This is a genomic window from Micromonospora sp. NPDC049799, assembly GCF_040656655.1.
In the GTDB taxonomy this organism is placed as follows: domain Bacteria; phylum Actinomycetota; class Actinomycetes; order Mycobacteriales; family Micromonosporaceae; genus Micromonospora.
Map to the genome: position 1 here is coordinate 1 of NZ_JBFAMU010000142.1, position 10,975 is coordinate 10,975.

Genomic DNA, 10,975 nt, shown 5'->3' on the forward strand with positions numbered 1-10,975 from the left:
GTCCGCCGCCGTCCCGCCGGCGCCGGCGAGCCCGGCGACTCCGACCGCGGCCGTGAGCCCGAGGGCGGCCACGGTCAGGGCGAGGACCTGTCCGGTACGCCGGCGCAGCGTGCGGGCCTGATCCAGCCGGGGCAGCCCGTCGGCCAGCGCACCGGCGGTGAGCCAGACGGCGGCGAGGGGCAGCAGGACGGCGAGATGACTCTCCATGCCGGACAGCTTTTCCCGTTCGGCGGCTCCGCGAATCCGGGCCGGGCCCCCGTTGGTCCCGTAACCGGTCCCCGTAGGGGGCATCCCACCGGTGCTATGGGCAAATCGGCATGTATATCTTCGGCTCCGCCGCGCTCTACCCTCAGCTCGATCGGTACTCATCGATCCGCCCGTCACGACCGGGTGGACGGTCGGCGTCCGATCGGAGGGAGGTAGGGAGATGGGTCTTCCACGCAGGTCCGTTCTCGTCGGGGTGGCCGCGCTGGCCATGGTCGCCACGGCCACGCCGGCCATGGCCGCCGAGCCCGTCGGCACCGTCCGCGCCGCCGGTGGTGCGACCGCCGTCGCGGACAGCTACATCGTCGTCTTCAAGGACAGCGCGGTCAGCCGGACCACCGTCGGGTCGTCGGTGAACCGGCTCGCGACCCGCCACGGCGGCACGACGGTCCGGACGTACAGCACCGCCGTACGGGGTGCCGAGATGCGGATGAGCGCCAGGGCGGCGGCCCGGATGGCGGCCGACCCCGCGGTGGCGTACGTCGAGCAGAACCACACCGTGTCGATCGCCGGCACCCAGACGAACCCCCCGTCCTGGGGACTCGACCGGATCGACCAGCGGGCGCTGCCGCTGAACAGCTCGTACACGTACCCGAACACGGCGACCAACGTGACGTCGTACATCCTCGACACCGGCATCCGGACGTCGCACTCGGACTTCGGCGGTCGCGCCACCTGGGGCACCAACACCGTCGACAGCAACAACACCGACTGCAACGGCCACGGCACGCACGTCGCCGGCACCGTGGGCGGCTCCGCGTACGGGGTGGCCAAGGGCACCCGGCTGGTGGCGGTCAAGGTGCTCAACTGCTCGGGCAGCGGCACCAACGCCGGTGTGATCGCCGGCGTCGACTGGGTGACCGCCAACGCGGTCAAGCCGGCCGTGGCCAACATGAGCCTCGGTGGCGGGGCCAGCAGCGCCCTCGACACCGCGGTGGCCAACTCGATCAGCTCCGGAGTGACCTACGCGCTGGCGGCCGGCAACAGCAACGCCAACGCGTGCAACTCGTCGCCGGCCCGTACCGCCTCGGCGATCACCGTGGGCGCGACGACCAACACCGACGCGCGGGCGTCGTACTCCAACTACGGGACCTGCCTGGACATCTTCGCGCCGGGCTCGTCGATCACGTCGGCCTGGTACAACAGCGACACCGCGACGAACACCATCAGCGGCACGTCGATGGCCTCCCCGCACGTGGCCGGCGGCGCGGCACTGGTGCTCTCGGCCAACCCGTCGTACACCCCGCAGCAGGTCCGCGACGCCCTGGTCAACAGCGCCACCAGCAACGTGGTGACCAGCCCCGGCACCGGCTCGCCGAACAAGCTGCTCTACGTCGGTGACGGCGGAACCACCCCGCCGCCCCCGCCGCCGCCGCCCGGTTGCAGCGGCACCAACGGCACGGACGTCGCGATCCCGGACGCCGGTTCCGCGGTGAGCAGCTCGATCACCATCTCCGGCTGCGGTCGGGCCGCCTCGGCGACCTCGACGGTGGCGGTGAGCATCGTGCACACCTGGCGGGGTGACCTGGTCGTCGACCTGATCGCGCCGGACGGCTCGGCGTACCGGCTGAAGAACAGCAGCAGCTCGGACAGCGCCGACAACGTCAACGCCACCTACACGGTGAACCTGTCCGGTGAGGCGGCCGACGGCACCTGGCGCCTCCAGGTCCGGGACGTCTACCGCTACGACACCGGGTACATCAACACCTGGACGTTGACCGTCTGAGCCTTGTTCCCACGGCCGAGGCCCCTCCCGGATCGCATCCGGAAGGGGCCTCGTGCCGTGCGGGTCGGGTGGGTCAGACCGCGAAACTGTCGAGGCGTTCCGTGGCCGGGGCCGGCGGGTGTGCCTTCCACAGGCCCGACTTCTGCGCCGCCAGGCGGGCCAGGTAGGCCGGGTTGAGGATCACGTAGCGCCGCCAGAGCCGCTTTGGCTCCAGGCCGAGACGCCAGAACCACTCCAGGCCCGCGCGCTGCATCCACGCCGGGGGCTGGCGCAGCAGCCCGGCGTGGTAGTCGAAGGCGGCCCCGACGGCCATCAGCGGCATGTCCAGCAGGGGCCGCATGGCGTACGCGAAGACCTCCTGGCGGGGGCAGCCGAGCCCGACCAGGAGGAGCCGTGCGCCGCTGGACCGGATCCGATCGGCGATCTCCCGGTCCTCACCCGGCTGCACGGCCCGGAACTTGGACGGCTCCACCCCGGCGATCTTGAGGGCCGGGAACATCCGCTCCAGCGCGGGGATCAGCCGCCCGAGGGTCTCCTCGGTCGAGCCGTACAGGTAGATGGGCAGTCCCTCGTCGGCGAACCGGGACAGCACGCGCAGGGTCAGCTCGGGGCCGTAGACCCGGTCGGTCAGCCCCGCGCCGTGCAGCAGGTTGAGCGCCCAGCGCACCGGCTGGCCGTCCGGGGTGACCACGTCGAAGGAGTTCAGCCGAGCGTTGTGGGCCGGGTCGAGGACACCGGTCATCACGCCGTGCACGGCGAGCGCGGTCAGCGCCAGCGGGCGCCGGTCGTGGGCCGCCGTCACCACCCGCTCGGTGGCGTCGGCGTAGTCGGTGGCGTCGACCAGGACGCCGAGGACGTTCTTCTTGCCCCGGTTCACGGCTGGGGTACCCACTTGTCGACGTTGGCCTCGTAGATCTCACGCATGATCATCGGTACGTCGTACACCTGTTTCCAGTCCGGGTAGTCGGCCTGGAACGCCTCGTTGGACCCGATCCACCACTTGTGGTCGCCGATCCGGTTCGCCTCGACGTACTCCGAGATCATCTCCTGGCCGGTGATCTGCTCGGCCAGGACGAACGCCTCCCGGTGGGAGGTGTTGGAGTGCCGGCCGCCGCCGAGGTTGTAGACCGCGGCCGAGCGCGGGTTGCGGAAGAACGCCTCGAACGCCGAGACCACATCGTGACTGTGGATGGCGTCACGCACCATTTTGCCCTGGTAGCCGAAGATCTTGTAGGTGCGCCGCTCCATGTTGCAGCGCATCAGATAGCCGAGGAAGCCGTGCAGCTCGGTGGCGGAGTGCGCGGGACCGGTCAGCGTCCCGCCCCGGAAGCAGGCGGTCCGCATGTCGAAGTAGCGGCCGTACTCCTGCACCATGATGTCCGCCGCCACCTTCGAGGCGCCGAACACGGAGTGCAGGCAGGCGTCGATCGACATGTCCTCGCGGATGCCCTGCTCGTACGGGTGGCCGGGCTCGATCTCCCAGCGGGTCTCCCGCTCCACCAGGGGCAGGCTGTTCGGCCGGTCGCCGTAGACCTTGTTGGTGGAGCAGTGGATCACCGGTGCCTCGGGGCAGTGCTGCCGCACGTTCTGGAGCACGTTGAGGGTGCCACCGGCGTTCACGTCGAAGTCGGTGAACGGGTCCCGGACGGCCCAGTCGTGCGACGGTTGGGCGGCGGTGTGGATCACCACGGCGACGTCGGAGCCGTACCGGACGAAGAGCTTCGCCAGCGCGTCCCGGTCCCGGATGTCGATGCTGTGGTGCGCGTACGCGCCACCCAGATCGTCGGTCAGCCGGCGGACGTTCCAGGCGGTCGACGCCTCCGCGCCGAAGAACTCCTGCCGCATGTCGTTGTCGATGCCGACGACATCGAGACCGAGGCCGGCGAAGTGCCGGACCGCCTCGGAGCCGATCAGCCCGCCCGACCCGGTCACGAACGCGACACTCACAACGCCACTCCTGGTCCGTCGGAGGCAGAAACCATCGGAGCATAGCGTGACGAACGGCACGCCCCGGAATGGAGCAAGGGCCCCGCAAGCTGCGGAGCCCTCGTCACACGGGTGGGGATGGGGGGAGTTGAACCCCCACGCCCTTTCGGGCACACGGACCTGAACCGTGCGCGTCTGCCATTCCGCCACATCCCCGTGGCTGACCTCGAACACTGTAGTCGGTGTCGGTCCCGCCGTTCCCAGCGGGCCCGGCCATCCTACCCAGGCTCCCGGCCGTTGCCACAGACGGTTACCGTTCGTGGCGGACGAAAGAGTAGCACGGGATTTTCGGCCCACCGAGAACGGGCCGCCGCCCCCACGGCCGAGCGGCGTGTGAGCTGCGCGCGCGCCGGCCGGATACCATCATGTCCTCGGGACCCGAGGAGGAGCCGGTGAGCGTGCTGCAACGCTTCGAGAAGCGTCTGGAAGGCCTGGTCGAGGGGGCCTTCGCCAAGGTCTTCAAAGGGGTGGTCCACCCCGTGGAGATCCTCAACGCCATGCAGCGGGAGGCCGAGGCGCACAAGGCGATCCTGGCCGGTGGGCGCACGTTGGTGCCCAACCGCTACGTGATCGATCTCTCGCCGTACGACCACAGTCGGCTGGCGCCGTACGCCGCCGCGCTGGCCCAGGAACTGGCCCAGTCGCAGGCGGAGTTCATCGGCGAGCAGGCGTGGACCGTCTACGGCGACGTGATCGTCGAGATCGAACGCGGCGAGGGACTGGACACGGGCATGTTCCGGGTCACCGCCGAGGTCTACACGGGTGGCGAGGTCGCCCCCGCGCCCGGCTACGACGCCGGCCCGCCCGCGTACCCCGCGTACGACCAGGGTGGCGGCTACGGCCCGCCGCCGGGCCACGGCGGCGGCCGCAACGTGCGGCTCGTCTCCGGCGACGGGCGCACGTACCCGCTGCAGATGGGCTCGACGGTGATCGGCCGTGGCGACCAGGCCAACCTGCGTCTGCCCGACGTCGGCATCTCCCGCCGGCACGCCCGGCTGGACTTCGACGGCGGTCAGGTCGTGCTGACCGACCTCGGCTCCACCAACGGCACGATGGTCAACGGCCAGCGGGTGTCGGCGGTCGCCCTCAACCCGGGCGACATGATCCAGCTCGGCACCACGACGCTGACGTTCCGCGTGGACGGCTGATCCGCCTTGCCGGAACTCGTCATCACCGTCGCCCGGTTCGGGTTCCTCATCCTGCTGTGGATCTTCGTGTTCACGGTGGTCGGCGTGATCCGGCGGGATCTCTTCGCGGGCGCCCGGTCGGGTCGGCTGGTGGCCGCCCCCCGGGCGGTCGGAGCGTCCCTCGGGCAGCCGGCGAAGCAGGCCAAGGGCAAGCGGGGGAGGGCGGCCCACCAACTGGTGGTCACGGCGGGTCAACTGGCCGGCACGCGGATCACTCTCGGTGAAGCGCAGATCACTATCGGTCGGGCCGAGGACTCCACCCTGGTCATCACCGACGACTACGCCTCGGCGCGACACGCCCGGCTCGTGCCGCGCGACGGGCAGTGGTTCGTCGAGGACCTCGGCTCGACTAACGGCACGTACCTGGATCGCGCTAAGGTCACCGGACCAACCCCCGTCCCCCTCGGCGTGCCGATCCGGATCGGCCGCACTTCTCTCGAATTACGGCCATGACTCTGACCCTGCGCTACGCGGCCCACAGCGACCGCGGTCTGATCCGAGACGGTAACCAGGATTCCGTCTACGCCGGACCGCGGCTGCTTGCCGTCGCCGACGGCATGGGCGGCATGGCCGCCGGTGACGTCGCGAGCAACATCGTCATCGGTGCCATGGCGCCGCTCGACGAGGACGTCCCGGGGGACGCCCTCGTCGACGCGCTGCGTTCGGCCGTGAGCGCCGCCACCCAGCAGCTCCGCGACACGGTGGACGCCAACCCACAGCTGGAGGGGATGGGGACCACGCTGACCGCGATCCTCTTCTCCGGCAGCAAACTGGGCATGGTCCACATCGGCGACTCGCGGGCCTATCTCCTGCGCAACGGTGAGTTCGCGCAGATCACCAAGGACGACACGTACGTCCAGATGCTCGTCGACGAGGGCCGGATCAGCGCCGAGGAGGCGAGCAGTCACCCGCAGCGGTCGCTGCTGACCCGCGCGCTCGACGGCCGCGACATCGACGCGGAGTACTCCGTCCGTCAGGTGCTCCGGGGCGACCGGTACCTGATCTGCAGCGACGGTCTCTCCGGCGTGGTCAGCGCCGACACCATCGGCGAGACGTTGCGCGAGTACACCGATCCCCAGCGGTGCGTCGAGCGGCTGGTGCAGCTCGCCCTGCGCGGCGGTGGCCCGGACAACATCACGGTGATCATCGCCGACGCGACCGACCAGGACATCGTCGAGGCGACCCCGATCGTCGGCGGCGCCGCCGCCCGCGACCGGGGCATGGCGACCTCCGCCGACGTGTCCACCCCGGCCGCCCGGGCCTCCGCGCTCTCCGCGCCGCGTCCGGCCGCTCCGGAGGAGCCCGCCGCGGGCGCGGACGACGAGCCCGAGCACCGGCGGCACCGCCCGATCCGGGCCGCGGCGATGACGCTGGCGCTGCTGGTCCTTCTCGGCGGCGCGGTCTTCGGCGGCTGGAGCTACACCCAGCGCCAGTACTACGTGGGCGCCACCGAGGACGGTCACGTCGCCGTGTTCAAGGGCATCCAGGGCCAGATCGCCGGGATGGACCTCTCCACGGAGCACTCCGTCAGCCCGGCCGAGCTGGACGACCTCACCCTGGCCGCGCAGGAGCAGGTCAAGCAGGGCATACCGGCCAAGAGCGAGCCCGACGCGGCCCGTCGCCTGGCCGAGCTGACCAGCGACGACCCGAAGAATCCGAACCTCAAGCCGGTCTGCCCGCCGATCCCGACCCCGAGCGCGGTCGCGGTGACGACGCCTGCTCCGGCGCCGTCCGGCCGCCCGGTGTCACCGACCCCGGCCACCACGGCGGGAGCGCCGAGCGCCACGGTCCCCGCCGGTACGCCGGCCGCGCCGACCACCTCGCCCGACGCCGAGCCCTCCGACACCGTCACCCCGTCGCTCGATCCGGCGGCCTGCCGGTCGCCCGAGTGAGCGCCGGCTCGAACCCTCAGGACGATCCGTGACCGCAGCGGCAACTCCGGCAACCTCGCCCGCCACCGCGGGCGAGCAGCCCGGCGCACGCCTGGCCCGGTCCCGGCGCAACGCCGAGCTGTCGCTGCTGCTGCTGGCGATGGTGCTGGTGGCCGCGTACGGGGCGATGGTCGAGGCGAACGTGCTCGACACGGTCACCCCGGACTTCTGGATCCCGGCCGCCGCGCTCACCGCGGTGTTCTTCGGGCTGCACATGGTGATCCGCTTCCTGGCGCCGTTCGCCGACCCGGCACTACTGCCGGCCGTCGCGCTGCTCAACGGCCTGGGCGTGGGCTTCCTGCGCCGGCTCGACCTGGCCGACGCCGCGCCCGCCGAACGCGAGGACCTGGCGATCTTCGCGGGCACCGGTGGCCGCCAGCTCGCCTGGACGCTCGCGTCGGTGATCCTCGCCGCGGGCCTGCTCGCCCTGGTCCGGGACCACCGCTCGATCTCCCGGTACGCGTACACCCTGGGCCTGGCCGGCATCGTGCTGGTGATGCTCCCGGCGGTGCTGCCGGCGAGCATCTCCGAGATCAACGGCGCGAAGCTCTGGGTGCGGGTGGGTGGCTTCTCGATCCAGCCCGGTGAGTTCGCCAAGCTGGCGCTGCTGGCGTTCTTCGCGTACTACCTGGTGCGCAAGCGCGAGGTGCTGTCGCTGGCCAGTCGCCGGATCCTCGGCATCGACTTTCCGCGCGGACGGGACCTCGGGCCGGTCCTGGTGGTCTGGATCATCAGCCTCCTGGTCCTCGTCTTCGAGAAGGACCTGGGCACCTCGCTGCTCTACTTCGGCATGTTCGTGGTGACGCTCTACATCGCCACCGAACGCGTCAGCTGGCTGCTCATCGGTCTGGTGCTCTTCTTCGGCGGCGCCTACCTGGCGTACGTCCTGGGTGAGAGCGTCGGGGGGCCGTTCGCGAACTTCTACCTGCGGGCGCAGATCTGGCTGGACCCCTTCGCCGATCCGTACGAGGACGGCTACCAGTTGGTGCAGGGGCTGCTCGCGCTCGGCACCGGCGGCCTGTTCGGCGCCGGCCCGGGCGGTGGCCAACCGGGCAAGCTGCCCGAGGTGCAGAACGACTTCATCTTCGCCGGCATCGGTGAGGAGATCGGCCTGTTCGGCCTCTCCGCCCTGCTGGTGATCTACCTGCTCATCGTCGAGCGCGGCCTGCGCGCCGCGCTGGCCGTACGGGACTCGTTCGGCAAGCTCCTCGCCGGCGGCCTGGCCTTCACCCTCGGCCTCCAGGTCTTCGTGATCGTCGGCGGGATCAGCAAGCTGATCCCGCTCACCGGTCAGACCACTCCGTTCCTCTCCGCCGGTGGCTCGTCGCTCATGGCGAACTGGCTGCTCATCGCGGTCCTGCTCCGGGTCTCGGACGGCGCGCGGCGCCCGGTGGGTGGCGGCGGCACGGCTGCCCGACCCTCCGGCGGCCCGCCGGAGCAGCTCCACGGTGCCCCCACGGAGGTGATCAGGCCGTGAACGCACCCCTGCGCCGCGTCGGTGTCGTCGTGATGGTCCTGTTCGGGCTGCTGTTCGCCAACCTGAACTGGATCCAGGCCTACAAGGCCGACGAGTACCGCACCAGCGACTACAACGGCCGCGTCCAGGTCGACGAGTACAAGCGCAAGCGCGGAAACATCGAGGCCGGGGGCACCGCGTTCGCGGTCAGCCGGGAAACCAGTGGCGAGCTGACGTACCAGCGCACGTACCCGAAGGGGCCGGAGTACGCCCACATACTCGGGTACAAGCCCGTCAACCTGGCCGAGACCGGCATCGAGAAGTCCGAGAACGACTTCCTCGCCGGCACCAGCGACCGGCTGATCGCCAACCGGGTGAAGGACATGTTCACCGGGGACCAGACCGGTGGCGCCAACGTCCTGCTCACCGTCTCGAAGCAGGCGCAGAACGTCGCGTACGAGCAGCTCCGCAACAACCGTCAGGACGTCAGCAAGGGCGCGGCCATCGCCATCGACCCGCGTACCGGTGCGGTGCAGGCGCTGGTCTCCATGCCGAGCTTCGACCCGAACCCGCTGGCCAGCCACGACAGCGACACGGCCACCGCGGCGTACAACAAGCTGGACCAGGACCCGGCTGGCCCGCTGAAGAACCGCGCGGTCGGCGAGGTGCTTCCCCCCGGCTCCACCTTCAAGATCGTGGTGGCCGCCGCCGCCCTGGAGAACGGGATCGGGCAGACCACACAGATCCCGGCCGGGAGCGAGTGGACGCCGCCCACGTCCGGCCAGCCGATCCGTAACGCCGTCCAGTCGATCTGCCCGGAGCGGCAGGTCACCCTGCTCAACGCCGTCACCGAGTCGTGCAACACCGGCTTCGCGCAGCTCGGCGTCCGGCTCGGTGCCGACACGGTCAAGGAGAAGGCCCGCCAGTTCGGCTTCGAGGACGAGGACCTCACCGTCGGCCGGCTCGGCGAAGGCGGCCTGGGTGTGGCGGCCAGCCGGACCGGCGACATGCAGAACCCGGACGGAAGCACCGACCCGGCGGCGCTGGCCCAGTCCTCGATCGGCCAGAACAACGTCCGGATGACCCCGCTCCAGGGTGCCCTGATCGCCGCCACGGTCGGCAACGACGGCAGGCAGATGCGGCCGTACCTCGTCCGCCAGGTGCTCGGCCCGGACCGGACCACCGACTACTACACCGCCCAGCCGCGCGAGCTGCGCCAGCCGGTCACCGGCCAGGTCGCCAAGGACCTGCGGGACATGATGGTCAGCGTGGTCGAGAACGGCACCGGCCGGAACGCCCGGATCAGCGGCTACACCGTCGGCGGCAAGACCGGCACCGCCCAGTCCGCGCCGAACCGCCCCGACCACGGCTGGTTCATCGGCTTCGCCCTCGACAAGCAGGGCAACCCGGTCTCCGCGGTCTGCGTGGTGCTGGAGGAGGCCGGCAGCGGCGGCAGCGCCGAGGCGGCCCGGATCGCCGGCCAGATCATGCGGGCCGCGATCAACGATCCCGGGGGCCGCTGACATGCTCAGCCCGGGGGTGCAGCTCGGCAACCGCTACCGCCTCGACGAGCGGATCGCCAGCGGGGGCATGGGCGACGTCTGGCGCGGCACCGACCAGGTGCTGGGGCGTACGGTCGCGGTCAAGAGCCTGCTCCCCGCGCTGCTCGACGACCCCGACTTCGCCGAGCGGTTCCGTGGCGAGGCGCGGACGATGGCGACCATCAACCACCCCGGCGTGGTCGACATCTACGACTTCGGCAGCGACCAGCAGATCGCCTTCCTGGTGATGGAGTACGTCGAGGGCGACGCCCTGTCGGCCACCCTCAGCCGGGTCGGCCGGCTCACCCCGGCCCGCACGATGGCGCTGGTCGCCCAGGCCGCCGACGCACTGCACGCGGCCCATGTGAAGGGCATCGTGCACCGGGACGTGAAGCCCGGCAACCTGCTCGTCCGGCCGAACGGCACGTTGGTGCTCACCGACTTCGGCATCGCCCGGTCCGACCTGGTGGCGCAGCTCACCGCCGCCGGTTCGGTGCTCGGCACCGCCTCGTACATCTCCCCGGAGCAGGCCACCGGCCAGGTCGCCACCCCCGCCTCGGACGTCTACGCGCTCGGCGTGGTCGCGTACCAGTGCCTCGCCGGCCGCCGGCCCTTCGAGGGCGACAACCCCCTGGAGATCGCGATGCGGCACGTCCGGGAGTCCCCCCGGCCGCTGCCGCACGACATCCCGCCGCAGGTCTGCGCGGTGGTCGAGCGCGCCCTGGCGAAGGACCCGGCGGCCCGGTGGCCGAGTGCCGCCGCGCTGGCCGGGGTGGCCCGGCAGCTCAAGGTGCAGCTCTCCCAGCAGTCCCGGGCCACCGGCCATGCGGGTCCGGTCTCGCCGGCTCCGGCGTCGCCGGCCGCGCCGCCCGGCCGCGCCCAGG

9 protein-coding genes, 1 tRNA gene and 1 pseudogene are annotated in these 10,975 nt (G+C 71.3%); 7 read left to right on the plus strand and 4 right to left on the minus strand.

The features are described 5' to 3' along the window. A pseudogene (locus AB0I76_RS13530) lies at window positions 1–207 on the minus strand (hypothetical protein); the annotation flags it as partial. 220 nt (window positions 208–427) lie between these two features. On the opposite strand from AB0I76_RS13530, the gene AB0I76_RS13535 reads away from it, so the two are divergent. Beyond that, window positions 428–1,990, plus strand: coding sequence for a S8 family serine peptidase (locus tag AB0I76_RS13535; RefSeq protein WP_357034253.1), 1,563 nt, complete (start codon window positions 428–430; stop codon window positions 1,988–1,990). A 73-nt stretch (window positions 1,991–2,063) separates the two neighbouring features. On the opposite strand, the gene AB0I76_RS13540 is transcribed toward AB0I76_RS13535, so the two are convergent. The 3 genes from AB0I76_RS13540 to AB0I76_RS13550 form a co-directional block, all read right to left on the minus strand. Continuing rightward, entirely contained in the window at window positions 2,064–2,882 is an 819-nt protein-coding gene (locus AB0I76_RS13540; RefSeq protein ID WP_357034255.1) for a WecB/TagA/CpsF family glycosyltransferase, read from the minus strand. Next, on the minus strand, window positions 2,864–3,937 hold the full coding sequence (locus AB0I76_RS13545) for an NAD-dependent epimerase/dehydratase family protein (RefSeq protein WP_357034257.1): 1,074 nt from the start codon (window positions 3,935–3,937) through the stop codon (window positions 2,864–2,866). The genes AB0I76_RS13540 and AB0I76_RS13545 overlap by 19 nt, the downstream gene beginning before the upstream one ends. 112 nt (window positions 3,938–4,049) lie before the next feature. After that, a tRNA-Leu gene (locus AB0I76_RS13550) sits at window positions 4,050–4,132 on the minus strand. Between the two features lie 209 nt (window positions 4,133–4,341). On the opposite strand from AB0I76_RS13550, the gene AB0I76_RS13555 reads away from it, so the two are divergent. The 6 genes from AB0I76_RS13555 to AB0I76_RS13580 form a co-directional block, all read left to right on the plus strand. Continuing rightward, window positions 4,342–5,124: a DUF3662 and FHA domain-containing protein gene (locus AB0I76_RS13555; RefSeq protein ID WP_357034259.1), complete on the plus strand. Its 783-nt coding sequence runs from the start codon at window positions 4,342–4,344 to the stop codon at window positions 5,122–5,124. A 6-nt stretch (window positions 5,125–5,130) separates the two neighbouring features. Continuing rightward, window positions 5,131–5,616, plus strand: coding sequence for an FHA domain-containing protein (locus AB0I76_RS13560; RefSeq protein WP_357034261.1), 486 nt, complete (start codon window positions 5,131–5,133; stop codon window positions 5,614–5,616). Further along, a complete protein-coding gene (locus tag AB0I76_RS13565; protein ID WP_357034263.1) occupies window positions 5,613–7,055 on the plus strand; it encodes a protein phosphatase 2C domain-containing protein in 1,443 nt (480 codons plus the stop codon). Before AB0I76_RS13560 ends, AB0I76_RS13565 begins: the two co-directional genes overlap by 4 nt. Window positions 7,056–7,083: 28 nt before the next feature. Further along, a complete protein-coding gene (locus AB0I76_RS13570) occupies window positions 7,084–8,571 on the plus strand; it encodes an FtsW/RodA/SpoVE family cell cycle protein (RefSeq protein ID WP_357034265.1) in 1,488 nt (495 codons plus the stop codon). Beyond that, on the plus strand, window positions 8,568–10,073 hold the full coding sequence (locus tag AB0I76_RS13575) for a penicillin-binding transpeptidase domain-containing protein (RefSeq protein WP_357034267.1): 1,506 nt from the start codon (window positions 8,568–8,570) through the stop codon (window positions 10,071–10,073). The genes AB0I76_RS13570 and AB0I76_RS13575 overlap by 4 nt, the downstream gene beginning before the upstream one ends. A gap of 1 nt (window position 10,074) precedes the next feature. Beyond that, the coding region (locus AB0I76_RS13580) for a serine/threonine-protein kinase (protein WP_357034269.1) at window positions 10,075–10,975 on the plus strand (901 nt) is incomplete at its 3' end.